A 25,944-nucleotide genomic window follows, 5' to 3' on the forward strand; every position below is an offset into this window, starting at 1 on the left:
ATGGTGCGGCTATCCGGGGCCTCGGAAATCAGAACCTGAACAAAAGAGGAGTTCAACCATGACTCACGACACCTACAAATACCGTTTTGACGAGTCGGTCCCGGCCCAGGAACTGGAAGACACTTTCATGCTGGCGATGCTGGCCGTCGAAAGCCTGCACGGACGTTCCCGTGTGCGGATGGAGAGCCGGTTCAATCTGGACAAGGCCCGCCGTACCTGCGTGATCGACGCCTCCACCGATGTCGGCAGTGATCTCGCCCGCATCTTTACCGGCTTCGCCACCAAGGAGTACGGCGAACGCTCGGTCCTGATCGAACGAACCCAACCGTCGGGCTGCGCCTGCGCCTCCAAGCATCGCGCAGCGCCCGCCGCTGCTACAGCGGGGGTGGCGGTATGAGCGAGCTAATGACCACCACCTATTCCATGTGGCGGCTGTTCCGCAACTGCCGCATGGCCTGCAAGTGGCGCTACATCAACGAGCTGGTGCCGCTCGAGCGCGACCCCAATCTGGCCTTCGGCTCGGTCATTCACGACTGCCTGGAGTGCTGGCACGGCGAGCGGGATCTGGCCAAGGTCCTCGACCACATCGACCGGACCTATCCGAACCGGGCTCAGGACGATCATCAACAGGCCGACTGGCATCTCGCCCGGGCCATGATGAGCGCCTATGCGGAACACTACCCGGCCGAAGAGTTCGAGGTCGTCGCGCTCGAAAAGACCTTCGAAGGTCCCATCGTCAACCCGGCGACCGGCGCGACCTCGCGCAGTTTCATTCTCGCCGGAAAGGTAGACGGCATCGTCCGTCAGGACGGCCAGTATTTCCTGCTGGAACACAAAACCGCCTCGCAGATCGACGCCAGCTACCTGGAACGGCTGTGGACCGATTTCCAGATCATCCTCTACGCCTGGTACCTGGAGCAGACCCTCGGCATCACGGTCAGCGGCATCATCTACAACGTTCTGGTCAAAGCCAAGCTGCGCCAGGGCAAGGGTGAGACCGAAGCCGAATTCGAGACCCGCCGGGCGGAGCTGATCGCCAAGTCGAAAACCGGCAAGAGCAGCGCCAAGCGCAAGCTACCGGAGGATGACGACACCTTTCAGCAGCGGCTCCAGGAGAAGTACCTCGAGCCGGGCATGTTCCATCGCGAGGTGCTCTACATCTCCCGCGACCAGTTCGAGGAACTGCGGGCGGAGCTGTGGGAACTCTCCAAGGCCATGCTCGACGCCCGTCGGCGCGACACCTTCTACCGCAACACCAGCTACTGCTTCCAGTACGGAAGGCCCTGCGCCTACTTCCAGCTCTGCCGCTCAGGCGGCAACCCCAACGTCATCGAAAACCATTTCCAACGGATCGCCCCGCACGAAGAGCTGCGGGACGGAGCCGGTGAAGACGCCGCTCCGGTGTTTTGAAATCCCAACCATAAGGAGACGAAGCCATGCTTCCCAAGACCAAAAGCAAACCCAAACACACGCTCTCGGACCTCACCGCCCTAGTTTACGGCCCGAGCAAGATCGGCAAGAGCACCTGGTGCTCCAAGGCCGATGACGCACTGTTCCTGGCGACCGAGCCGGGCCTGAACGCCCTGGAGGTGTTTCAGACCCCGATCACCTGCTGGGACGATCTTCTGCAGGCCTGCGCGGAAATCGCCGAGGGCAAGCACGAGTTCAAGACCATCGTCGTCGACACGGTGGATAACGCCTACAAGATGTGCTCGGACTACGTCTGCAAGAAATTCAAGATCGAGCACGAATCCGACCTGGGCTACGGCAAGGGCTACGCGCTGATCAACAACGAGTTCCAGCGCGTCATCAACAAGCTCGCCTTCCTGCCCTACGGTCTGATCCTGATTTCCCACTCCCAGGAGCGGGACATTGAGACCCGGACCGGCAAACACACCCGCATCGTGCCGACGCTGCCGGAAAAGGCGCGAAAGCTGGTCACCGGTCTGGTGGACCTGATCCTGTTCTGCGACCTGGACATGAAAACCGGCGAGGACGGCAAGCCGGTATGGCAGCGCGTGATGCGCACCAAGCCCAGTCCCAACTACGACGCTGGTGACCGCACCGGCCGACTCCCCGAAGTCATCCCCCTCGATTTTTCGAGCTTCGTTAAAGCCTTCAACAACACGGCAGCCGGAGCTGCGGCGAGTGCCGCCCGGCCGAAGCCGGAGCCGACCGCGAGTGCGGCGGCGAAACCTCAACAGTAAGGAGATCCGACCATGGAACACTACGAAAACCAATCCAGCAGCAACCTTGACCTGGCGCAGTTCGACGACGCCTTTGAAACCGCCGAAGTCGAGGAACGTGAGTTCGAGGCCGTCCCCGACGGCAAGTACCAGGTCAACGTCGACCGGGTCGAACTGACCCGCGCCCAGACCTCGGGCAATCCCATGCTCAAATGGACTCTGCGCATTCTCGCGCCGACCCACAAGGGTCGTCTGCTCTGGCGCAACAACGTCATGGCCAGCAACGAGAACATCAAGTGGCTCAAGCAGGACCTCTACACCTGCGGGCTGCAGCTTCAGAAGCTCTCCGACCTGCCGGGCCACCTCGAGCAGCTTCTCAACATCAAGCTGGAGGTGACCAAACGCACTCGCGGTGAAAACGAGAACATCTACTTCAACCGTCGCATTGTCATGGCCGACGATGCCGGGGCTCCCGGCGCGGCGATGGACGACATGATCCCGTTCTGATGATGGACCGGATCACCGTTGTCGTCGACACCCGCGAACAGGAGCCCTACAGCTTCGATACAGACAAGGTTTCGGCAGTTCGCAAAGCGCTGCCCGCCGGTGATTACTCACTGGTCGGCCTCGAGGAACGGGTGGCGGTGGAGCGTAAATCCCTGACGGATTTCGTCTCCACCGTCATCCGGGGGCGAAAGCGGTTCCACCGCGAGCTGGAAAAGCTCTCTGCCTACGAATCCGCCTGCGTGGTTGTCGAGTGCAACTTTCGCGATCTGGTCGATGGCCGCTACCGCAGCGATGCCCACCCGCACGCGCTGATCGGAACGGTCGCCTCCATCGTCGTCGACTTCGGTGTCCCCGTCTACTTCTGCTCGGACCGGCAGGCCGCCTGCCGTTTTGTCGAGGAGTACCTGACACGTTTTCACCGGAGGATCGCGAGATGCCAAAAAGAAATGAGAGTAACCCGGCGCGACTCCGGGGAAGAATAGAGCGCGTTTACTATGCCGGACCCAAGTTCTCCGCAGGCCGACTGCTCACCCCGACCGGTGAGGAAGTCCAGTTCGCGGGCAATTTGTTCGCCCGGGAAAATCAGCCTGTGGTCCTGCTCGGGTCGTGGTCCACCCATCCCAAATACGGCCGTCAGTTCAAGGTCGACGGGATGGAGCACGACCTCGAACTCGATCCGGAAGGGCTGATCCACTATCTGGCCAACCATCCGGAGATCAAGGGCATTGGTCCGGCCAAGGCCAGATTGATCGTCGAGAGTTTCGGCGACGCCTTTGAAGAAACCCTTTTAAGTGACCCTGAGCGCATCGCCCTCAAAGCCCGATTGCCCCTGGATGCAGCCAAGCGGCTGCGTGACGAATGGTTGAAGAACCGCAGCGTCAACACCGTCATGGCCTGGCTTTCGGCATTCGGCCTGACCCATCATCAGGTCACCACCCTGGTCGAAAGACTCGGCGGCAATTGCCTCGATATTCTGAAAGAAGACCCGTACATCCTCATTCGGGAGATCCGGGGATTCGGCTTCAAGAAGGTCGACAAGATCGCCCGCAAGCTGGGAACCCCAAAGGACCACGTTCCCCGTATCCGGGCCGGTCTGCTGTTTTGCGTCCGTGATGCCCTGGACAATGGCCACTGCTGGATCGAATACGAGGATCTGGTGGATCAGGCCAATCTGCTGCTGGTCATGGATGCCCTGGACAGCCGGGTCCGTATCGAGAGCGCCCTCGACGCGCTCATCGAAGAACAGGCGCTTGCCTGCGATTCCCACGGCGGACGTTTCGTGGTCGCTCTGCCGGAGATCGTCCGCATGGAGCGGGAGCTGGCCTTGTTGTTCGGCCAGGCCGAAACACCGAATCCTCATTTCCAGTCCGTCAAGAAACTCGATGCCCTGATTCGGCGCTGCGCATCAACGCTGAACGAGAAGCAGCTCGACGCGGTCCGCTCGGCCCTCAATCACAGCATCAGCCTGATTTCGGGTGGAGCCGGTTCGGGCAAGAGCTACACCATTTCGGTCATCAACACCATCTGCGAGGAGAGCGACCTGGAGGTCGTGCTCGCCGCGCCGACCGGCAAGGCCGCCAAGCGCCTGGAGGAAGTCAGCGGCCGTAGCGGCACCACCATCCACCGTCTGCTCGGCTATGACGGCAAGGGTTTCTCGCGTAGCAAGGAGAACCCCATCGATGCCGACGTCTTAGTGGTCGATGAGTTTTCGATGGTCGACGTGCCGCTGGCCTGGCACTTGTTCGAGGCAGTCGACCTGTCGCGGACCACGGTGCTGCTGGTCGGTGACCACAACCAGCTTCCGCCGGTGGGACCCGGAAACATCCTGCGCGATCTGATCCAGACACGCGCCATCCCCACGGTCATCCTCGATAAGGTCGTGCGTCAGGCTGGCGTCCTCAAGGAGAACTGCACCGCCGTTCTCAAGGGCGAGGTGCGCAAGACTAGCGAGGCATCGGTGGCCGGATGCCGGGATTGGTATCTGGTGGATCAGTTCACCGACCCGATGGCGGCACGCTCGTTCCTGCTGGAGCTGTTTCAGGAGCGGCTCGACGCCCTGGGGTTCGACATCATCAAGGACGTGCAGGTGCTGACGCCGACCCACAAGGGGCCGCTCGGCACCAAGGAACTGAACGAGGAACTGCAGCGGCTCATCCAGCGCAAGCTCTGGAACGCCGAGGTACCGCCGGTCGCTATGGGCCGCCGCGCTCCGTTTCTCAAGCACGACAAGGTCATCCAGACCCGGAACAATTACGACCTGAATGTGATGAACGGTGCCATCGGCTATGTGGTCGATGTCCTCGCGAACGGCACCCTGGTCATCGACTTCGACGGCATGCCGGTGGAGATGGAAAAGGGTTCGCCCGACCTTCAGGACCTGCAGCTCGCCTATGCGCTCACCATCCACAAAACCCAGGGTTCCGAATTCCCCTGCGCCGTGGTGGTGGTCCACAAGGCGCATTCCTTCATGCACCACCGCAATCTGCTCTACACCGGGGTGACCCGCGCCCGGCGCACCGCCATTGTTCTGGGTGATCACTGGGGCATCCAGAACTGCGCCAAACGGTGCCAGGTGGATGACCGCCGGACCTTTCTGCCCCTGTTTCTGGACGCCGCCCAGCACGCGGAGGCCGATTTCGCCCGTGTCGCGGAGGCCGAATGAGTATGGGCGGAACGGATAACGTCAGGGAGTATTACCGGCTCGTCACCGAGATGGACATCGGTGACGTGGCCCGGGCACTCCTGCCGGGACGGATCACCCAAGAGACCGGCCAGCGCTTGATGTGCGACTGCCCCAACCATCAGAGCCAGTCGCGTCTGTCGCTGCACGTGATGCTCGACAAGCAGGGCTGGTACTGCTTCGGCTGCGGAGTCGGCGGTGATGTGCTGCAGCTCGTTGAGTTCATTCAGACGGGCTCGGTCACCGCCGGGCAATCCGGTCCGATGCCGGACAGCCACCGTCAGGCCCGGGACTATCTCGCCAAGAAGGCGGGCTTGCCGCCGCTGTCGCGCTATGGCCTCAGCCAGGAGCGTCTGGCCCAGACAGAGGCCGACCGTGCCTTCGAACTGCGGGTCAAGGACGCGCTGACCTCGCTGGCCAGGCTTTACCACGCCAGACTCAAAGAGTCGCCGGAGGTCCTCGACTGGCTGAAATCCAAATACGCCCTGAGCGAGGAGACCATCGACGATCTCCTGATCGGCTACGCGGACAACGCGTCCGGCGCGGTCGCCCAACTGACCGGGGGTGAGGACGGTTTTTCCAAGCGGGAGCTCGCCGCGACCGGCGCTTTCCGTCCCACCAGCCAGGACGGCCTGACGCCATTTTTCGAGCGCCGCATCGTCTTTCCCTACTGGAGCCGTGGCCGGGTAGTGTTCATGATCGGCCGCAAGACGCCGTGGACCCCGGACGTGGGCTGGGAGCAAGGGAAATACAAGAAACTGCCGGTTCATGACGAGCACCAGCGGCCCTACGTCGCAGACTTCATCAACAACGCGCTGCTGTTCAACGAGGACTGTCTGCTGGCCCGGCCCGGCAAGGTGATCATCACCGAGGGGGTGACCGATTGCCTGGCGCTGATGCAACTGGGCCTGCCCACCGTATCTCCGGTCACCGTCCGCATCCGGGCCGCCGATTGGGAGCGCCTGATCCCCAAGCTGCGCGGCGTCGAAACCGTCTACATCTGTCAGGACAACGAGCTCTCCCAGGCCGGTCTCAAAGGGGCGCTGCAAACCGCCCGCACCCTGGCCGAACACAAAATCGACACCCGCCTGGTGACGCTGCCCTTGTCGGAGACACAGCTCTCGGCCCGGCAGGAGCTGACCGAACGCTTCGGCCTGACGGCGAGCGTGGGGCCGAAGGAGCTGGCCAAGCTACTGGCGGGACGTCCCGCCGAGGAAATCCAGGCGGCCGAGGCGCTTCTCGCCATCGCCAAGATCGACGTCAACGATTACATTGCCGCCGGGCATACCCTGGAGGATTTCGAACGCCTGCTCGCCGAGGCCAGCACGCCCATCGAGTTCGGCGTGCGCTCGCTGCCCGAGGGCGCTGAAGAGGAAGAACGCAACCGCCTGCTCGAACCGATTCTGGGGGAGATTTCCGAACAGTCGCCGCTGGAACAGGCACGCCTGCTGAAGCTGGTGCAGGAGCGCATCGGCGGTGGTGTTTCCATGGCCACCCTGAAGGAACAGATCCGCGCCATCCAGAAGGACCGCAAGGTCGAGTTCCGCAACGAAAAGAAAAAGGCCAAGCGGATGTCCGGCGCGATGCCCGGATCATGCCGCGCCAGGGTCGACGAGGTGCTGATCGACACGGAACTGGAGAACGGCGCTCCCGACTACACCCTGGCCGCCGAGGCCGCCTACGACTGGTTCACCTCCAACGGTGCCCAGTTCTTTCACACCCTGCAGGGCGAGCCGTTCATGTATTTCGATAACGCCATCTACTGGATGGATTCACCGGACCGGGGCCGCAAGCGCCATTACGCGGCCATGCTCTACAAACACACGGGCATGGTGCCGACCTCCAACGGCGGACGAACATTTTTCGAGGTACTGCCCAGCCTGGCCATGATCCGTGGCCAGGTGCGCGACCATTTTTCCTGGCTGCACACCGATGTGGCCTCCTACACCGTCTATTTCAATCTGAACAATCCGGAGCACGAGATCGCCAAGATCACCCCGGACGAGATTCAGATCATGAAAAACGGCGGCAACGAGGACGGCATCATCCTGGACGGCTCGCGGAAGATGAAGCCGCTGAAATTCCTGCCCGACGCCGACCTCGAAGAGGCGGACCGGCTCCTGGTCGATCTATTGGTGGGCAACATGACCTGCCCGCAGGGGGATCGCTTTCTCATCCTTTCCTGGCTCTCCTGTTTCCTGCTGATCGACTTCGCCGGGACGCGGCCCATGACCCGCTTCGAGGGTTCGGCCGGATCGGGCAAGACCACCGCCAGCAAGATCACGTCGACGCTGCTTTATGGCGAGCCCCAGCACAAGAAGGCCACCGACGCTGCGAACTACACCGACGGTTCGCAGAACCCGCTCATCGTCCTCGACAACATCGAGGTCAAGCAGATGACCGAGGACCTGACCACCTTCATGCTGACCAGCATCACCGGCATCGCCAAGGAGAAACGCAAGAGCGGCACCGACAGCGAGACCATCACCGAGCGGACCAAATGCCTGCTGAACACCACCGGCATCGAGCCGCTGTGCGGGGAACTTTCGGAGATTCTGTCGAGGTCCTTCGTCATCAACTTCGACCTCGCCAACCAGGCAAGCGACTGCTTTCTGGAATCGGAGGTCATTTCCGCCATCCAGCAGAACCGGGACCTGATCATCTCGGCCATCATGAAGCGAACCAGTTATGTTCTGGCGATGATCCGGGACGGAGCCCAGAAACAGGTCATGCGCCTGCTGCACCGAACCATGCCGACCCATGGCAAGCGCCGGTGCAACGATTATCTGAGCCTGATGTACCTGATGATGCTGGCCGGGTCCGAGGAACACGAAGTGACCACCGGACTCGAGGAGCTGAGCCCGCTGTTCATCGAGCAGATCCATTCTATCAACGACACCAGTCAGGAGATGGCGCGGGAGTCGAACCCCATCGCAACGGCGCTGGCGTCGCTCTTCCACGCTTATCGGAACGCGGTGGAGCTGGATGAGAAGGCCCGCTACGGCGAGGACGACCGGGCAAACCATGTGGTGGGGTTCATCGAACGCTACCAGGTGAGGTTCGAGAACGAGAACACCATGGAACCGGTGTCTGCGGGAAGGCTGCTCGCTGCGCTGCGCAGGGTCGGCCGGGAATTCAACCTCGAGTTCGAATACAAGAAGCCCGCCCAGCTTGGTCGGCGCATCAGCAACGACCTGGACGTCATCCGGGACGCCGGGTTCGACATCGACCGGCAGCGCAACGCCCACACCAAGAATTTCGAGTACCGGATAGTCAAGGCCGCCAATCTCTGATTCCACCCCATACTGACGAAATCATCCAGGACGCTCTCGGGCGTCCTTTTCTTTTGCGGTGGTGCGGTGAACACCGCTGTCCCTTGCGGTGGATGACCACCGCACGCCAAACCCTTACCAGACAAGGCTTTCAGTACCTTTGCGGTGGATGCGGTGGTAAATCCAGAGGTCTCACCCCCTATGGGCTGAAATATTTTTTTGACTCATCGATTCGGCGGCTCCCGCCAGAGAAATTTTGGCCCAGCGTGAGAGACATTCCCAAAATACCACCGCAACCACCGCACTCTATCTTCTCTTTCTTCATAACTATCGAAAAACAATAAACAAACAACGCACCCCCCCTGCGGTGGGACGAGAAAACCTTCCACCGCACGACCACCGCAGCCACCGCACATATCCACCGCAGCTATTGGTCACCGACGGTTTCAGGGCTGCTCCGGTAAGTAACGGGAAAAGCGATTAACCCGTATTTCTGGAGCCTGAAACCATGAGCCTTCTGAAAACCATGATCAAGCACACCGCCGGAGGGCAGGAAGCCTCGGCAGGATGTGAAACCCCATCATTACCACCGCAACCACCGCAGCCTGCCATCTATGTCTCTACCGGACTCGATGTCCACGAGATCGAGGACGCTCGCGACTGGCCTGAAGACAGGGAGATCGACGGCACGCTGTGTCGCCGTCTGTCGCCTGAATACTTCGCCTGGCTACGCTCCCGCATGGTCACCGCCCAAGCCGCGCACAAGGCCGGAAAGCTCCCCGAGGATACCTGGAATACGCTACGGCAGCGATTCAACGCCCTGCAGGAGCTGGCCATCCGGGAGTTCGGCAAGGATAGCCTGCAGGAGGTCCTGCACTCCTTTTCTCCGAAGAACTACCGGCCACCCGCGCTTCGTCCCGAGCCCCAGGAGAAACCCGTCGAAGTTCCCAGAAAGGACTGGATTTATCCCGGGAACCAAGCTTGGAAATGTAAGCAGCCGGTGACTTCCCAGGCTGTCGCCAAGGTCGACACCATCCGTGAGGAGGCCATGGCCAAGGGCTGGTCCGAGGCACGCCTCTATCAGAACCAGGGCCGGTTCCGGTTTCCCTGCGGCGAGGACTACGGTCTGGTCTGCTTCGTCGATGGCGATCAGGAGATTGGCGAGGTCACCGAGCGTTCTATCGAAATTATCCACGGGCCGAAGTCCGGGCGTCCCAGCACGCTGCGGTTCTACAACCCGGACGTGCCGCAGCCGTGGATGAAGAAAGTGGAGGATTGAGCCGTGAAGAAAAAGAAACGCTACGCCAACGCCAAGGATGTCCTGCCCGAGGAACTGTTCGAGCAGATCCAGAAGCACTACACCGGAATTCTCTGGGTCCCGGCACCGAGCAGGTTTTACCAGGAGCGCCGCGACCTGGTGCTTGCCCTTCATATGCAGGGGATCAGCAGCCAGGAGATCTCCAACCTCGCCGGTGTGACCACCCGCCGAGTCAATCAGATCATCGCCGCCGAACGAAAACAGGATCGGGACCGACAGTTGAGCGCCGCTTCCGGTAAGTAACCCCTGAACCGGCGGGAGCGCGTTTGGAGGCTAAATCGGCCTCCCGCCCCGCATCCCGGCTTGGGAAAACAATATTCGGCAGGATTTCCACGTGGCACTGAACAAACCGGACAAAGAGACGCTGGACCGCTGGCACCGCAACGAGGGCAAGACCGAACCGCCCCGGCGCGGGCCTGGTGCGCCCGAGGGCAACCAGAACCGGCTGCGTCACGGCATCTTTGCCGACCGCTGCCTGACACCGGAAGAGAAGGTCATGTTCGACGCGATCATCGACCGCCTCAATCAGGACTTCGAGTTCAACAAGTCCAGCGACTTCCTGCAGGTGGAGCTGGTGGGCGTCTACTCGGTGAAGCTGGTCCGCGCCCAGATCGAGGGGAACACCGACGCTGCCGAGAAGCTCGACCGGATGATCCGCTGCCACATGAAGGATCTCAAGACCACCAAGATCGCCCGTGAGGGTGAGGAGCCGAAAGGTCCGCAGACCTCTCCGGCGGAATGGGCGGCGGCTCTGCTCGAGAAGGTGGCTGAGGCCGCCAACGCTCAGGGCGCGAAACCCTCCGGCCGCAAGAAACGCGGAAAGAATTGCGGATAACACCATGGAGGTCTTTTCCGATGACCCCGACACACGGCGACTTGCGGCAGACGACTTCAGCAGGAATTGCGGATAAGACGTGTTCCTTGCACTTTCGGAATCGGCATTCTTCGGCGGCCGATCATCATTCCCACTCCTCGATTTCTTCCTGCAGCTCCCGATATCCGCTTGGCATGTCTGCGCATAAGCCGAGCCGCATAAGCCAAGTAGATATTGGCATGTTCCCGCCGGAGCTCTCTCACACAACCCAAGTAAATATGGGCATGTCGAGCCCCAGGCAGAACCGGCCAGGCCCCGCAAACAGCCATTCCTTCGGCAGCGGCCCTCACATAAGCCAAGCAGATATTGCCATGTGTGTTCCGCGCCCGGAGCGCACAAGCCAAGCAGTTATAGCGATGTGCGGCCGACAGACAGAAAAGGAGAAATTACGGTCAATCGATATTTCCCGCTCTGCCAGGGAGGCTGAGAACCATCATCATGATCATTCATCATCGGCGGATGTGTTCTTCTGCGGGCACTGTCATTCACTGTCTTCGACACTGTCTCGTCCAACGAAAACAGGAGCAGCCGAGGCCGCTCCCATCATCGGGTCCGGAAGGATCAGAGGCGTTCGAGGGCTTCCTCGAGCTGGCCGTCCACGAGGTGGGTGTAGATCTGGGTGGTGGAAACGTCCCGGTGCCCCAAGGCCCGCTGCACCACGAGCAGGTCATTTGTCGCGCCGTAGAGGTGGGTGGCGAAGGTATGCCGCAGCCCGTGCGGCGTCAGTTCCTTTTCGATCCCGGCTTTCCGCAGCCAGTGGGCGAGCCGGTTGGCTATCTGCCGCTGGCAGAGTCTGCCGTCCCGGTTCGACAGGAACAGGGCTTCCATTTCTGGGCGGCCATGTCGACGACGCTCGGCCAGGTAACGGCGCAGCAATGTGCGGAGGTCGGTCTTGATGAACTTGACCTGCGGCACATTTCCCTTGGCCCGCACCCGCAGATGCTTGGCGTCGAGGTCGATGTCATCCATGTCGAGCGCGGCCAGCTCGCCAAGCCTGATCCCGGTGCCCAGCAGCACCTCGATCATGGCGCGGTCGCGCAGCGCGGAGAACTCGGTCCGCCCCTTGAGCTCCTTGAGAAGACGTTTCTTTTCGGCGGCGGTCAGGAAAACCGGCAGCTTTCTCGGCAGCCGATGCATGCGGATGGACCGGGCCGGATTGTCATCGACCACGCCAGCCTCGGCGGCCCAGGCGAAAAAGGCCCGCACCGCAGCCTTCATCCGATGGAGCGAAGCCGCCGAGCGTGGGCCTCGCCCGCTCTCGGTGACCGCCCCGGCGGAAAACACCTGGTCGAGGAGCCCGGCCGTGACCGCCCGGCAGACGATGCCCGGGACCAGCTCTTCGGCCACGCGGGCCACCAGGGCGAGGTCCCGGCGGTATGCGGCTATGGTCGCAGGGGAGCGTCCTTCGGCCGACAGGCGGGCACAGAACGCCTCTGTCGCGCCCGTCAGACCGAGGTCAGCCGTTCGGTTGCTCATCGCTGGACTCCTTCACCCGGCTGTGGCCCATGGGCGTGCTCTTGGGCAGCGGCAGCTCCTCGATGCGCCCCGACTCCCTGGCCCAAACCATCATCATGCGGAACACCCGGACGGTCTTGGCGACGGTGCGTTCGGCCCGCTCCTTGCCGTCAGGGAGTTTGAGCAGCAGGTCGGACTTGTAGAACTTTCCGACCTGGGGGAGCCGGATCTCGGCGAGCTGGCGATCCGCGCCGAAGAAGGCCTCCACCGCGTCGAGATCCTTCCGGTAGGTGTAGAGGGTCCGCTCCTTCTTTCCGGATTCCCGCAGGTGGCCGATGAAAGCCTCGGCGGCTTGATGCACGGTGCATTCGGTCATGTCGATGTCTCCTTTGTCGGTGGCCCGGTGTGTTCAGGACAGGAACTCCTCCAGCTCCCGCAGCAGTTCCTCGACGTGACCGAGGGAGCCGACGCTCGCCCAGGTGATGTCCGGCTGCTTCGCGTCCGCTTCGAGCTTGCCGCGAATGCCCTCTATCAGCCGGGTGATGTTCTCCTGCTTTTCTCGGTACGCCTTGAGTGCCTGCTGGCGGTTTCTGTCGTAGGTCATGGCCTGCCTCCGGTTCCGGTTTTCGTGGATGCGGGACCATCCCGCGTCACATCCAATGACGCTTCTATTTCGTTGGAAATCAAGTGTTTGCAGAGATCTTTCTGCATGTGCCCCAAACCCATAACCCAAAGGAGATCAACATGTTGAAGAAGACCCTCGAATGGACCATCCCACTGGCCCTGGCCGGGATCATGACCGGCTGCGCCACCTACCGGCCACCTGCCCAGATCCAGTCGGCGGTGGCCACCGTCAACCGCCACACGCCCGAGTACGTGACCGAGGCCAACAAGGCCCTGCGCGAGGTCGGCCACCCGGACGCCGAGCGCCTGACCGGAGTCGGTCTGCGCCTGCAGACCGCCGTGGACGCCCTTGACCAGTGGGCCAACGGCACGAACCAGGAGGCAGGCCAATGAAAGAGATTCTTCAGGAGAACAGCGATGCCGTTCGTCAGGCCGGTGAGGCCCTGGTCGAAATCGGCACCGAGCTGGCGGCGGGACGGATAGAGAACGCCCTCGGCCGTCTGGAAGCGGCCCAGCAGCAGTACCTGGCCTGGGCTGAGTTGGACCAGGCCATCATCGACATTCAGGAGGCTGTCCACGACCGGAAGAACACACTGGCCGTGCAGCAGATCCTGACGGAACTGGTGGGCACCATCCTCGGCAACGCCTTGAGGACGGGAATGCACTGATGGCGGTAACCGACAAGGAGCGCAAACTCGCGGCGACCCTGAGCGATCCCGTGTTGTGGGGGCAAGCCTACCTCTACAACCGGGATGGCTCAGGCCGCGACTACTGGCCGCACCAGGTGGAGGACCTGCGCTGCCCGGCCAAGAACATCATCCACCTCGACGGCCGGGACGTGGGCAAGTCCATCGTGCTCTCGACCGACGCGCTCCATTACGCCTTCACCACCCGGGGCGGCCAGGGCCTCATCGCGGCTCCGCACCAGGGGCACCTCGATACCATCATCGAAGAGATCGAGTTCCAGCTCGACAGCAACCCGGATCTGATGAACAGCATCGCTCTGACCAAGTACGGCAAGCCGAAGATCCACCGCAAACCCTATTTCCGGCTGGAGTTCACCAACGGTTCGGTGCTCTATTTCCGCCCGGCCGGGGCCTATGGTGACGCCTTTCGGTCCTTGCACGTGGGCCGCGTCTGGGTCGATGAAGGAGCCTGGCTGACCGAACGGGCCTGGAAGGCGCTGCGCCAGTGCCTCAAGGCCGGGGGGACGCTACGCATCTACTCCACACCCAACGGCCTGCGCGACACAACCTATTACCGGCTCACCTCGTCGGATCAGTTCCATGTGTTCCGCTGGCCGTCCTGGCTCAATCCCCTGTGGACCGAAGATCGCGAGGCCGAACTGCTGGAGTTCTACGGCGGCCGCGACAGTTCCGGCTGGCAGCACGAGGTGGCCGGTGAACACGGCAAGCCTTCCTATGGGGCCTTCAATGTCGAGCAGTTCAACCTCTGTCGGCAGGATCTGCTGGAGTATCAGAAGATCGTCATCACCGATTCCGAGCTACGCGATTGCGATACCGAGGAAGCGGCCCACGACCGGCTGGAGATGCTGCTCAACCTCACTCCCCGCAGCGGGCAGTTCTGGGTCGGCGGCGACCTGGGCTACACCAACGACCCCACCGAGATCGTCGTATTTCAGGAGATGGAGGTCGGCGAGCGGACGCTGCTGAAGATGATCCTGCGCGTGCATCTTGAACACGTTTCCTATCCGCACATCGCCCAGATCATTGCGCTGCTGGAGCGGTACTACACCCCGGCGGGCATTGGCGTGGACAACGGCGGAAACGGTCTGGCGGTGGTTCAGGAGCTGCTCACCCTGGACAAGTACAAAGGGCTGGAGCTGGAAGGCAGGCTCAAGGGATACGACTTCGGCGGCATGACCCGGCTGGCGGTGCGGGACGGCAAGGAAATCAAGAAGCGAACCAAGGAGCTGATGACCAGCCTCATCAACGGAGCCCTACAGCGTAAGCAGGTCATTTTCCCCTCGGACGACCTGGAGGTGGAAGACCAGTTCACCACCCACACCTACACCCTGCGGGACGGCAAGATCATCTATTCCAAGGGCAACGACCACATCATCGACGCGGTGCGCTGCGCCATGCTGATCCGGGAGGAAGGCAACCTCGACCCGGTCGGCGAAGAGGTGGTCTCGCTTAAGCCGATCCTCACTAACCCGGTCTTCATCTGACCGCATCCTCCGACGCTTTCCACCCCGCTCCGGTAAGTAACCGGCATCGAGCCGGGTTCGGCCCACACGGGCCGAATGTGCGGCTGTCATGGCCGAAACTACCGAGAGGATCACGTGGAAAGCACCGCCCATCAGGACGAACAACCCGAAAGCCTGGATACCACCGGCTTTGTCATCGCACCGTTGGCCGCAGCGGCAGCGCTCGACTCGGCCGCCTTCGCCAAGGTGAACGCCGCCGAAGCGATTCCTACCACCTGGGAAGAACGCGCCCGTAAGGCCTGGGAATACTACGTCGAGGAGCCGCTGGTGAAGAACTGCGTCAACTCCTGGCGCACCTTCGCCGTGGGCGACGAGATCAAGATCACCAGCGATGACGAGACCCTCAAGGAGCAGGCACTGGAGGCCGCCTGGCGGCTGAACGTCTCGCAGTTCATCAAGGACATGGTTCTTCAGCTCCTGGTGAAAGGCGACGCCATCGGCTTCAAGCGCTTTACCAAGTCCGGCCAGGACATCGAGGAGCTGGTCTGCGTCAACCCGGTTTCGGTCAAGGTCAAATACGCCCAGGGCGAACTGATCGAGGCCCGGCAATTTCCCGAGGACACCCCCGGCGGCGGGGAATCCATCCCGCTGCCCGTCGAACAGGTGGTCCACCTCAAATGGGACGCACCGGCCTTCTCGCCCCGGGGCAACTCCCTCGTGCTTCCAGCCTTTCAAGCCATCGAACTGCTGCGCGATTACCGCCGGGCCGAACAGGCCATCGCCAAGCGCTGGGCCACGCCCTTTCGCCTGCTCAAGGTGGGCGGCGCGTTCGGCCAGAAGATGGTGATGCCGGACCAGCGGATGCTCGAACAGGTCCGCGACATGGTCAACAAGATGGACATGAAAAGCGGCCTGGTGGTCCCGTTCTACGTCAATGTCGAAACCCACGGCACGGACGGCCAGGTACTCAACGTCGAGGACAAGGTCAAAGAGGTGAAGGAAGACATAGTGGTGGCCCTGGGGCTGTCACGCTCGCTGGTGACCGGAGACGGCCCGAATTTCGCCACCGCCTCGGTGAGCATGCAGAAGATGATGGTCATGATCCGCGAGATCAAACAGGCCGCACGCAAGCTCCTCGACTGGGTGTTCGACGACTGGATGGAGCTGAACGGCCATGGCGACAAGAGCATCCAGTTTATCTTCAACGACCTCGACCCCAGCGACGCGGTCGATTTCAAGAAGCTCCTCATCGAACTCTACGACCGCAAGCTCATCAGCCGCTCCAGCCTTCAGCTCAAGATGGACCTGGACCCGGACATCGAGGCCGCCAACCGCGAGACCGAACGTAAGCAGATCGACCTGATGGACGAGAAGCAGGTGAAGCCGGTGGTGGATATGGTCGTCTCCGGCATCCTCAGCGTGCCTCGCGCCCGCAAAATGCTCGGGATTCCGGCCGAGGACGATGAACCCACGGCGGAGGCGGCATTGGTCTGGTCAGGCGACCTGGAGTCCACCGGCATTGCTGCCGTGTGCGACGAGTGCAGCCACTTCATTGCTGACACCAACCACTGCCGGGTTCACAACAGCGAGCGCACCTTCGACGCCCCGGCCTGTCGTTTCATCGACCGCCGGGAGCCCCACTGATGCCGTCGGATCTTAAGCAGCGCATCCAGGCGGCCACCCTGAAAAGCCTGACGGCCCGCAACCGCTACAACGACCAGGTCACGGCCCAACTCACCCAGGCCCTGAAACAGGCCGAAGACGAGGTCGCCCGCGCCATCCTCCAGTACCGCTCCCTAGGCTCCCTGCCGGACAACAAGCTCGCCGCCCTCAAGGGGCTGGAAAAGCTCCAGCTCGAACTCGACGACACCATGAAGCGGCTCAAGCGGGAGCAGACCCTGGTCTTTCGCAAGACGACCAAGGACTCCTTCAAGCTCGGTATCCAGCAGGGAATCGGAGAGCTCGCCGACGCGGCGCTGCCGTTCTACGCCGACCTGAAGCCCGAGGGCATCGACAAGCTGGCCACCAAGGTGTTCACCATCGTCGACACCAATGCCCTCGACTTCATGGCGCAGTACAACCTCACGCTCGCCGGTGACGTCCACCGAGAACTCGCAGACGGCATCAAGCGCACCATCCTGAACGGCGTCGCCACGGGCAAGGGGGCCGACGACATCGTCAGGGACATGGGCAAGGTGATCGTCGACAAGGACTCCTTTCGCCAGGCCGGAAGCCGGGTGTTCAGCAAGGCGCAGTACCGCATGGAGATGATCGCCCGCACCGAGGTCCTCCGCGCCCACAACATGGGCAGGCTCAAGTTCCACGAGCGGGTCGGCATCCAGAAGCTGGAATGGCTGGCCATGGAGGACGAGCGCATGTGCCCGGTCTGCGGCGGCCTGGACGGCAAGACCTTTCCCATCGACAAGTTCCCCCAGCAACCCGCGCATCCACACTGCCGCTGCACCAACATCGTGGCCTGGCCGATGACCGTCTGCGGTAGCGAGATGGCCGCCAAGGCCGCCGCCCAGGCATCGCAGGGGGACGCATGCATTCTCCCGCCCCATGTGTTGGAAGGCATGGCCGACGCCCAGGCCAAGGAGAACGCCAAGCTCAAGAGCGCCTTTGAAAACGGCGATATCGCCGACCTCGGTTCGCTGACGGTCAAACAGCTCCAGACCCTGGCGAAACAGAACGGCGTGGCCATTGCCCGGACCAAGGCCGATTTCATCAAGCTGCTCGATCTGGCCGAACCGGGGATCGATCACGGCGACCTGGCCGGAGCGGCGCTCAGCGCCAAGCTCAAGGAACACAAGATCGGTTTGTTGCGGACCAAGGAAGAACTGGTCGAGCTTCTCGGACTGAAGCAGGCGGAACTCAAACAGGCCAAGCTGCTCGCCGCCCAGATGGCGAAGATTCCTCCCGCCGAGGGGCTGGATGGCATGACCGCTCAGCAGCTCAAGGAGATGGCGAAGGAGAACGGTATCTCCCTCAACATGACCAAGCAGGAGACCATCGAGCTGCTGGATAAGCTGGAACCCGGCGTGGATCACAGCGGCCTGATGGGCAAGGAACTCGCGGCGGCCAAACAGAAGCACGGCATCGGCATCCTCAAGAACAAGCAGCAGCTCGTTGAGGCGCTGCAGAAGAAGGCCGGTGCCGACATGGCCGAGTCGGTCAAGAAAAAGGCGGTCGACGAGGCCAAACAAAAGCTGCTCCTGAAACAGAAAACGGCACTCGAAGACGCCGCCAAGGCCGTGGTCGTTCCCGACACGCCGACCGGCTACAAGGATTTCCTCGACGCGATTGCCAAGGCGGAACAGGCGGTTTCCGGTGGCACCGATCTACCCCAGGATCTGCTGGCGGCCCACAGCAAGGAAATCGCCCTCAAGAAACAGCTCTTCCAGGACCAGGTCGGCAAGCTGAAATCGACGGAGCTCAAGACGCTCGCCAAGGAGACCAAGGTTCAGTATTGGCAGTGGGCCAACAAAGACGAGCTGACAACGCTCTTCACCGAGACCGATCCCGCGAAAATCAAGGCGGTTCAGGCCAGCATCGACACCAAGCATGCCGCCTGGGCCGAAAAACATGGCGGCAAGAAGAAAACCGCTTCTGCCAAGCCCGCCACGACGAAGAAAGAGCCGCCGAAACCGGCTCCACAACCGAGTCCGGTCAATCCGCCCGAGCCCAAGATCGTCAAGAAAGGCGCGGAGTTCGCCACCGACGATAACGCATGGCAGCAGAAGGGTTTGCCTTCGAAGTTCAAGAAATCCGGCAAGGCCGCTGTCGGCGGCGCACACGAAAAGGAGTTCTGGACCGATGAGAACGGCGACAAATGGCTGTTCAAGCCCATTGGGCGCAAGGACGACGAGTTCATCGCCTTCGGAGAGGAAGCAGCCTACAAAATCGGCCGCCTGATCGACCCCCATTCCATCGAGGTGCGCACCATCCAGTTGAACGGCCGCACCGGCTCCATCCAGAAATGGCGTACCGATCTGCGGGACGACTTCGATTTTCGCAACATTCTGCCCCAGGATCTGACCACCATCGAACTGGAGCAGATCCAGCGCGAGCATGTGGTCGACTGGCTGATCGCCAACCACGACGGACACTCCAAGCAATTCATCCGCGCCCGGGACGGTCGCGTCTACGGCATCGACAAAGGCCAGGCATTCAAGTTTCTGGGTCAGGACAAGCTCTCGATCGACTATCACCCCAACGGCGTCTGCGGCGAGGAAGAGCCGTTTTACAACAAGGTCTTCCGGGCGGCCAAGGAAGGGAAGGTACGGGTCGATCCGAAAGCGACCCTGCGCTACATCCAGGAAGTCGAAAAGATCGCCGACGAGGATTACCTCGATCTGCTGCGGCCTTACGCCGAGGGACGGTTCGCCAAGGACCCGGCCGGGCTGCGGCATTTCTACGATCTGGCCTTGGAGCGGAAACACAATCTCCGGCGGGACTTCGAGGGTTATTACGCCGATGTGCTGAGGGATCGGGGCTTCCGTTTCGACAAGCTGAGTACCGCCACCGGCAAGAAAAAGCTGCTCTCCTCCGCCGAAGAGACCCTGGTCGAGGAGGCCCGCAAACTCGGCTGGCAAGGCAAGACGTTGCCCTTCGACAGCGGCGACGTGGAGGACCAGAACGCGCTGATCTTCACTGAGAGCTTCAAGGGGAAGAAGCGCACCGTGGTCAAGATGAAGATCCGGCCGGACACCGACCGCCGCATCGACGAGGTGCTGCGCAGGTATGTGCAGACGGCGGCCGGGGAAAAGGGACAACCGCTGGTCGAAGACAGCTTCTTTCCGACGATTCTGGACGCCGTCAAAAACGTCAACTTTCACGTGGGCGACGGCAAGTACAACCGGACCAAGATCGACAAGGCCCTGCGCCTGCGCAAGAAACTGGAGACCCTGCAAAAGAGCGCCGACCCCAAGGTCAAGGAGATGGCGGACCACTATCTGAAATGGGTGAAGGAGATTGAGGAGTCCGTCGATTGGGACCGGGCCACCAATGGCGTTTTCGAGCAGTATCTGCCCAAGCTCGACGCGCAGAAACCCAAGGAGAAACCGCCCTTCAAGGTGGAACGCGGCAAGGTGACCCACACCAAGCGCAGGATCGGTTCCGGCACCATTACCGTCGAGGCCGACGACATCGACAACCGGACGCTGTTCAATCACAACTCCCGCATGCAGGACGGGCACCAGTACACCGTCACCTTCGAGGACGGAACCCGGGTCCGCTATCGCCCCTGGTCCGACACCAACCTCTATGCCCAGCGCGGCGAGCTGGAAATGATCCTGGACGGCGACGCTACCCCCGGACGGGTCGAGGCGATGCTGGAAAAGCTCGAACAGCTTGGGATCGATACCCGGGTGGCCACGGCGGAAAACGCGGAGCAGATGTACCTCGAAAAGCTCGCCTACATCCGCAAGACCGACAAGAGCGCCGACTACAAACGACTGCAGAAATCGCTCGACGACCGCAACGCCACCACCACCGAGCGGGTCCAGGCTTTGCGCGGCTATTGGCAAAAGGAACTTGGCGTCCAGGACATCACCCAGCTTTCCGGATACAACCCGCTGGGCGAATACCAGGCGGGTTTTCTGGACCGCGACGCCAAGGGCGGATACCGGCACCAGCTCCGGTTCGACATCACCGAGGAGGACCTGGAAAAACAGATGAAGGGCTATTCGCTGGTCCACGATCTGACCAACGGTGAGAGCATGTCCGGCTTCATCGACTCGATCATGGAGAACAACGGAGCCATGGTCAGCACGGTCGAGAAGATGCGCATGGGCGTGGCTCCGGGAGGAATGTCCCCGGTGGCCGACATGCAGACCGGGGGCGCGAGCTATTTCTTCACCCGCATCAAGAAGCAACCGGCCAGTGACGCCTCACCGGCCCTCTACTTCAAGAAACAGATGCTGCGGCGCATGGACGCCATCAGCTATGACCATGACGCCTACGGCAAGGTGATCGACGACTACGTGCAGCGCAACCGGGGAGCCAGCATCGACGACTGGAAGCGATTCTCGCAGCGCCATGGCAACGAGACCATCTTCAAATACTCGGTGACGCTGCTGGACAACATCGAGTTCATCGTGGCCAGAAGCGACAACGAACGCCGGGAGATCATCCAGAGTTTCACCCAGCGCGGCATCAAGATACTGCCCGACGGGCGCAAGGTGGAGGACATCGTCCATACCCCGCAAAGCTGGAGCAAACGCAAACAATGACCATGAAGGATTTTATCGAACAGGAGAAACGGCGGCTGCAGGAAGCGCTGCACTGGTTCAACAACCGGGGCAGCCGCATGACGGTCAGAGAATCCGGGGATCTCTTCCTGGATACCCTGGTGGACAGCTTCACCGTCACCCGGATCGCACCCCATTTCGACGCTGCTGGCAACCATCTGCGCACCGATTTCTGGCTGTTGTGGAAGGTACTCGGTTACGACGAGGGCTTCCAGCACGCCCACACCATCAAGGTGGTGGATGTCCGGGTCGAAGACACACTGACAGCCGAACACGACGGTAAGAAGGCCGAAGGGTGGCTGATTGTCGAGCTGACCGACGACCTGGGCCGCATTCACCATGTCGAAATGATCGAGCCGGTCTCGGAGCCCGAACTCGCGGCGGACTGGCAACGCTGGATCTCCTACAGGAAGAAAAACGCCGAGAGATTCCGCCGGATCGACGACCAGCTTCTGGCCGAACATCTCTGGATCGCGGAGGACTGGTCATGAAACTGCGCTATATGATCGACTCGATAGTCGCCGACCGGCAAGCCACCGTCCCGGAATACGTGCCCGTGGGCGTCTGGGTTCAGGGGCCGGGACCCGGCCTGGATGTGGAGATGTATTACCTCGACCGGGGGCCGAACGGGCTTGCCGACCGCAAGGATGAGGCCGTCTGGGTGGTCAACCGTCTGGTCGAGGCCGGGGCCACCTCGCTTCCGGCGGATTTTCTCGAATACCACCGGCTGTCCCGCTCTCCCTACGACGGGGTCTTTTCCGAGATCACCGAGAGCGACGAATACTCCTCCCTCGACGCCTGCGGCAAGGCCGTTCTGGCCCGGCTGAATCCCGCCCGCTGAAATTCGCCGTCACCCTCCGACACATCGCCGACGCTTCCGGTAAGTAACCGCTGAATGCTCCCCGCAGGTCGCGGAGAGCACAGCAAACTGACCGGAGACGTTGATGGAACTGTTCGCCACAGACCTGGAAAGGCTGGCGTTTCTACTGGAGGCCGATGCGGCGCTGACTCTCGATCCCGACACGCTCGGGACCGAGGCCGCCGAACAGTCCGCTCCTGAAGAGCTCCCTCCCGAGAAACGCCCCAAGTACATCACCAACTACATCGGCAGTAAGCAGAAGCTCGTCGACTGGATCTGGAAGCATACCCCGGAAGGCACTGGCACGGTGCTGGACGCCTTTTCGGGGTCTGCGGTCGTGGCCTACATGTACAAGACCAAAGGCCTCCAGGTCATCGCCAACGACCGGCTCCGCTACTGCCATCACGCCGCCAAGGCGATCATCGAGAACAACTCGGTTCGCCTGAGCGAGGACGAGATCGAGGCGCTCCTGGCCGACAACGCCAAGGCGGGCAGCTTCGTTCAGGACAACTTCAAGGGCATCTTCTTCGCCAAGGGCGTCCATGCGCTGATCGACACCATCCGCGCCAACTGCGACAAGCTCTCCGGCTTCAAGAAAGACATCGCCCTGTTCGGCCTCGGCAAAACCTGCATGAGCGGCAAGGGTGGCTTCGGCCACTTCTCGTCGTCCACCGATTATGGCCGCCGCCAGGACACTCCCGACGAGTTCAAGGATCGCCTGCGCAAGAACCTGCAGCGCATCAACGCCCTGGTCTTCGACAACGACAAGGAGAACAAGGCATACCGGCAGGACATCAACGATCTGCTGCCGAAAGCCAAGGCGGATCTGGCCTACTTCGATCCGCCTTACGCCACCGAGTTTTCGACCACCAACTACGAGCGGGCCTACCACTTCGTGGAGGGGCTCATGACCTATTGGGAAGGGCTCGAAATCAAAGCCGACACCAAGGTCAAGTATTACGAGACCGACCACAAGACCGTCACCAAGGCCAACGCCAGCGAGTTCTTCCAGACCTTTCTCGGCAACGCCAAGCACATCCCGCACTGGCTGATCTCCTATCGCGATCACGCCTATCCCAACGAGCAGGAGATGAAGCGGATCATCGGCTCCTTTGGCAAGCAGAGCCGGATGAAGTCCAAGGATCACCACTACGCCATCACTTCCAAGCACGGCGAGGCTTCCAACGCCAAGGAGCGTCTGTTCGTCTGCGCTCCCGGGGCCAAGGCCAGCGCCGAGCGGGAGGAGAAACCCGTTCCGATGGCCGCCGTCGCGAACTTCCACACCAGCATCCCCGTGGACATCCGGCTGGGCGAAGGCGAACGCCTCACGACCGAGGCCATGGATGTCGGCTCGGCGGGCGACCCCCAGTTCAGCTTCGTGCTCTGCCGCACCGGCACCAACAAGAACGGCGACCACTTCACCGCCGAGGAGTTGTCCGGTCGGCACATGACGGCCGTGAACAAGAAGGTCGATCTGCAGCATTCGCAGGAGTTCAACGACATCGTTGGTGGCATCGTCGCCGCCGACTACCTGGAGGACGACAACGGGGGCCGTGTGGAATGCGTCGGCGAGCTGTACGTCCACGACACCCCGGCCGCCCGGCTGGCCTACAAGCTGATGAAGCGCGGGATCATCTCCCAGGTCTCCATGGAGTGCGACTACCAGGAAGGCGAATGCTCGGTCTGCCACAAGCGCTTCCAGAACAAGGCCGACTACTGCACCCACCTGCGCAAATTCAAGGGCCGTGATTTCAACGGCCAACCCGTTTTCGAGATTCTGCACGGCGTCACTTTCACCGGACTGGGACTGCTCGACCGCAAAGGCGCGGACGAGAACGCCAGGATTCTGCAGGTGGCGTCCCTTCAGAGCCAGCCCGACCAATCCCAACCCGAAGGAGATTCCACGATGGAAGACAAAACCAAACCCACCGATGACACGGCCGTCGAAGCGGCCAAGAAGAAACCGGCCCAGCAGGAAGGCGATCCTGCCCGCGTTACCGACCTGGAAAAGGAAAACCGGCAGCTCAAGGCCCAGGTCGCCGAGCTGCAGAAACGCGTCCAGGAACTGGAAGCCGAACAAAAGGCTGCCGCCTGCCGCTCCCGGGCGAAGAAGCTGCTCACCCGGCTGGAGAAGCAAGGGCTCTCCTTCGCTTCCGATGAGGACCGGGAAGCCGAGCTGAAACGCCTGGCCGAACTGTCCGACGAAGCCTTCGCCGCCACCGAGGCCGCTTACGAGCGCCTGCCCAAGTCGGCAAAAGCGGACAAGGACAAGGAAGAGAAACCCGCCGACAGCGACCAGGGCGGCAAGCCCGCCGCCAAGGCATCGACGGAAACCCCGCTGCGCAGCGACGCCGGTGTCAGGCCCCACGATGTGGACGACCGCAAGGTGTCGCTCGAAGACCGTCTGCGCGACGGATTCATGGCCGCTTACCGCAACCGTGTCGGCGAGGACTCTCCCGAACACTCGCAAATCAACGCATAAGGAGGAAACACCATGTCATTCATCAATCCGTGTCACCGCAGCCTCGCCTATGGCGACGGCCACATCCAGGGCGACGGCCAGCTCGGCCAGGTGGTCCGCGTGGTCGGCGACGACCTGTTCGCCGTCAACACCGATCCCACCAAGCGCTCCTTCGGCATCCTGATCAAGGACTACGCCGGTGGCGAAATGCCCGGCATCTACTGTGACGGCGGCGTCTACGAGACCGACGCCTTCGAAGGGACCGTCGTCGCCGGAGACGACCTGAAAGTTTCAGCGGGCGGTCGCCTGACCAACGGCGTCGCGGCCGGAGAGCACGTCGTCGCCCACGCCATATCCGTACAGAGCGGCGTCCTCAAATTCCGCCTGCTCGTCTAACCCAAGGAGCCAACGCACATGAAAACCAATCAGTTGAAGATCCATTCCCAGGAATACATGGAAACCATGGCGCGGCTCATGAGCGAGGCTCTCGAGTCGCCCGAAGGCATGCGGGCGCTTGCCGCCGCCATTGCCGCGCCCATCGAACAGGAGATCAAGCGCAAGGAGATCTCCTCGCTGCTGCTCACCAAGCACACGCTGCCCAAGGGCGAACGTCCGGTCTACCAGAAGAAACCGACCGTCAAGGCCCACTGGATCAGCAAGGACGGCGACGCCCAGGAGCAGGAGGTGGGCAAGGACGAGGTCGAGTTCCCCACCAACCGCATCCACTCCAACCCGATGGTGGACGTTTCCGTCCTCAAGAACGGCAACATCGGCACGCTGATGGACATCCAGACCAGCGCCGCCGACGCCATCCGTAAGGAGATGGATCGCCGCACCATCTCGGTGCTCTCCTCGGCCATCCCGGCGGCCAACACCATCGAGGTCACCGGCGATTTGCTCACCGAGGATGCACTGAACGAGGCCATCTCGATCATCGAGGACCTGGAGCTGTCGGTGAAGTACATCGTCATGCGCGGCCGCCGGTTCAACGACATGCGCGGCTGGAACCTCGATCCCCAGACCAAGCTCGAGCTGCGCCAGAAGGGTGTCATCAAGAACTACGGCACCGGCGGCATTCTGCTGACCGCCTCCATGCCACTGGACGAGATCATCATCGTCCCGGATGAAGAGGTCGGGAAGATGCCGGTGCGCGAAAACCTGAAGACGGAGTCCATCGACCAGAAGACCCGCTTCAAGACCGGCTGGCTGGTGTGGTCCGAGATCGGTCAGGGCATTACCCGCCCCGACATCATGGCCAAGGTCAAACTGGTTCCGTAATCCGGGAGG

Annotated in this window: 23 protein-coding genes; 20 read left to right on the plus strand and 3 right to left on the minus strand. The window is 61.8% G+C overall.

Features of this window, described 5'->3' with window-relative positions:
• Nucleotides 1–58 precede the first annotated feature (58 nt).
• The 10 genes from Q669_RS15505 to Q669_RS15550 all read left to right on the plus strand — a co-directional run bounded on the left by Q669_RS15505 (nt 59) and on the right by Q669_RS15550 (nt 10,798).
• Nucleotides 59–397: a hypothetical protein gene (locus Q669_RS15505; RefSeq protein WP_013258642.1), complete on the plus strand. Its 339-nt coding sequence runs from the start codon at nt 59–61 to the stop codon at nt 395–397.
• An 8-nt stretch (nt 398–405) separates the two neighbouring features.
• Nucleotides 406–1,410, plus strand: coding sequence for a PD-(D/E)XK nuclease family protein (locus tag Q669_RS15510; protein WP_022992981.1), 1,005 nt, complete (start codon nt 406–408; stop codon nt 1,408–1,410).
• Nucleotides 1,411–1,436: 26 nt separating this feature from the next.
• Nucleotides 1,437–2,207: an ATP-binding protein gene (locus Q669_RS15515; RefSeq protein WP_013219084.1), complete on the plus strand. Its 771-nt coding sequence runs from the start codon at nt 1,437–1,439 to the stop codon at nt 2,205–2,207.
• A 12-nt stretch (nt 2,208–2,219) separates the two neighbouring features.
• Nucleotides 2,220–2,693, plus strand: coding sequence for a DUF669 domain-containing protein (locus Q669_RS15520; RefSeq protein ID WP_013219083.1), 474 nt, complete (start codon nt 2,220–2,222; stop codon nt 2,691–2,693).
• On the plus strand, nt 2,693–3,175 hold the full coding sequence (locus Q669_RS15525) for an ERCC4 domain-containing protein (RefSeq protein ID WP_011367843.1): 483 nt from the start codon (nt 2,693–2,695) through the stop codon (nt 3,173–3,175). The genes Q669_RS15520 and Q669_RS15525 overlap by 1 nt, the downstream gene beginning before the upstream one ends.
• The gene (locus Q669_RS15530; protein WP_036149884.1) at nt 3,127–5,355 is read left to right on the plus strand and encodes an AAA family ATPase; all 2,229 of its coding nucleotides are present in this window, start codon (nt 3,127–3,129) and stop codon (nt 5,353–5,355) included. The genes Q669_RS15525 and Q669_RS15530 overlap by 49 nt, the downstream gene beginning before the upstream one ends.
• Entirely contained in the window at nt 5,352–8,666 is a 3,315-nt protein-coding gene (locus Q669_RS15535) for a CHC2 zinc finger domain-containing protein (RefSeq protein WP_022992983.1), read from the plus strand. Before Q669_RS15530 ends, Q669_RS15535 begins: the two co-directional genes overlap by 4 nt.
• A gap of 487 nt (nt 8,667–9,153) precedes the next feature.
• A complete protein-coding gene (locus tag Q669_RS15540) occupies nt 9,154–9,924 on the plus strand; it encodes a hypothetical protein (protein ID WP_022992984.1) in 771 nt (256 codons plus the stop codon).
• A 3-nt stretch (nt 9,925–9,927) separates the two neighbouring features.
• Nucleotides 9,928–10,206: a hypothetical protein gene (locus Q669_RS15545; RefSeq protein ID WP_022992985.1), complete on the plus strand. Its 279-nt coding sequence runs from the start codon at nt 9,928–9,930 to the stop codon at nt 10,204–10,206.
• 91 nt (nt 10,207–10,297) lie between these two features.
• Nucleotides 10,298–10,798, plus strand: a complete 501-nt coding sequence (locus tag Q669_RS15550) for a hypothetical protein (RefSeq protein WP_022992986.1) — start codon at nt 10,298–10,300, stop codon at nt 10,796–10,798.
• 600 nt (nt 10,799–11,398) lie between these two features.
• Here the strand turns inward: Q669_RS15550 and Q669_RS15555 are convergent.
• From Q669_RS15555 to Q669_RS15565, 3 genes are read right to left on the minus strand one after another with little or no spacing between them, the layout of a single operon-like run.
• Nucleotides 11,399–12,313 carry a tyrosine-type recombinase/integrase gene (locus tag Q669_RS15555; protein ID WP_022992987.1) on the minus strand — a complete coding sequence of 305 codons (915 nt, stop codon included), beginning with the start codon at nt 12,311–12,313 and terminating at the stop codon, nt 11,399–11,401.
• Nucleotides 12,294–12,668, minus strand: a complete 375-nt coding sequence (locus Q669_RS15560; RefSeq protein ID WP_011367834.1) for a hypothetical protein — start codon at nt 12,666–12,668, stop codon at nt 12,294–12,296. Before Q669_RS15560 ends, Q669_RS15555 begins: the two co-directional genes overlap by 20 nt.
• A gap of 33 nt (nt 12,669–12,701) precedes the next feature.
• Entirely contained in the window at nt 12,702–12,896 is a 195-nt protein-coding gene (locus Q669_RS15565) for a hypothetical protein (protein ID WP_022992988.1), read from the minus strand.
• 140 nt (nt 12,897–13,036) lie between these two features.
• On the opposite strand from Q669_RS15565, the gene Q669_RS15570 reads away from it, so the two are divergent.
• From Q669_RS15570 to Q669_RS15615, 10 genes are all read left to right on the plus strand, one after another.
• Entirely contained in the window at nt 13,037–13,309 is a 273-nt protein-coding gene (locus tag Q669_RS15570; RefSeq protein ID WP_022992989.1) for a hypothetical protein, read from the plus strand.
• Complete coding sequence (locus Q669_RS15575) at nt 13,306–13,584, plus strand: hypothetical protein (protein WP_022992990.1); 279 nt, start codon at nt 13,306–13,308, stop codon at nt 13,582–13,584. Before Q669_RS15570 ends, Q669_RS15575 begins: the two co-directional genes overlap by 4 nt.
• Nucleotides 13,584–15,107 (plus strand): terminase large subunit domain-containing protein, encoded by a 1,524-nt coding sequence (locus Q669_RS15580; RefSeq protein WP_022992991.1) that lies wholly within the window; start codon nt 13,584–13,586, stop codon nt 15,105–15,107. The genes Q669_RS15575 and Q669_RS15580 overlap by 1 nt, the downstream gene beginning before the upstream one ends.
• A 114-nt stretch (nt 15,108–15,221) precedes the next feature.
• The gene (locus tag Q669_RS15585; RefSeq protein WP_036149915.1) at nt 15,222–16,730 is read left to right on the plus strand and encodes a phage portal protein; all 1,509 of its coding nucleotides are present in this window, start codon (nt 15,222–15,224) and stop codon (nt 16,728–16,730) included.
• Nucleotides 16,730–21,319 carry a minor capsid protein gene (locus Q669_RS15590; protein WP_022992993.1) on the plus strand — a complete coding sequence of 1,530 codons (4,590 nt, stop codon included), beginning with the start codon at nt 16,730–16,732 and terminating at the stop codon, nt 21,317–21,319. Before Q669_RS15585 ends, Q669_RS15590 begins: the two co-directional genes overlap by 1 nt.
• A complete protein-coding gene (locus Q669_RS15595; protein WP_022992994.1) occupies nt 21,316–21,828 on the plus strand; it encodes a hypothetical protein in 513 nt (170 codons plus the stop codon). The genes Q669_RS15590 and Q669_RS15595 overlap by 4 nt, the downstream gene beginning before the upstream one ends.
• Nucleotides 21,825–22,178, plus strand: a complete 354-nt coding sequence (locus tag Q669_RS15600) for a hypothetical protein (RefSeq protein ID WP_022992995.1) — start codon at nt 21,825–21,827, stop codon at nt 22,176–22,178. Before Q669_RS15595 ends, Q669_RS15600 begins: the two co-directional genes overlap by 4 nt.
• Before the next feature lie 103 nt (nt 22,179–22,281).
• Nucleotides 22,282–24,678: a DNA adenine methylase gene (locus tag Q669_RS15605; protein WP_022992996.1), complete on the plus strand. Its 2,397-nt coding sequence runs from the start codon at nt 22,282–22,284 to the stop codon at nt 24,676–24,678.
• A gap of 12 nt (nt 24,679–24,690) precedes the next feature.
• A complete protein-coding gene (locus Q669_RS15610; RefSeq protein ID WP_013219066.1) occupies nt 24,691–25,053 on the plus strand; it encodes a hypothetical protein in 363 nt (120 codons plus the stop codon).
• Between the two features lie 18 nt (nt 25,054–25,071).
• Nucleotides 25,072–25,935: an HK97-fold major capsid protein gene (locus Q669_RS15615; protein ID WP_022992997.1), complete on the plus strand. Its 864-nt coding sequence runs from the start codon at nt 25,072–25,074 to the stop codon at nt 25,933–25,935.
• The last annotated feature ends 9 nt before the right edge of the window (nt 25,936–25,944 follow it).

Source organism: Marinobacter sp. C1S70 (assembly GCF_000475355.1).
Lineage (GTDB): Bacteria > Pseudomonadota > Gammaproteobacteria > Pseudomonadales > Oleiphilaceae > Marinobacter > Marinobacter nauticus.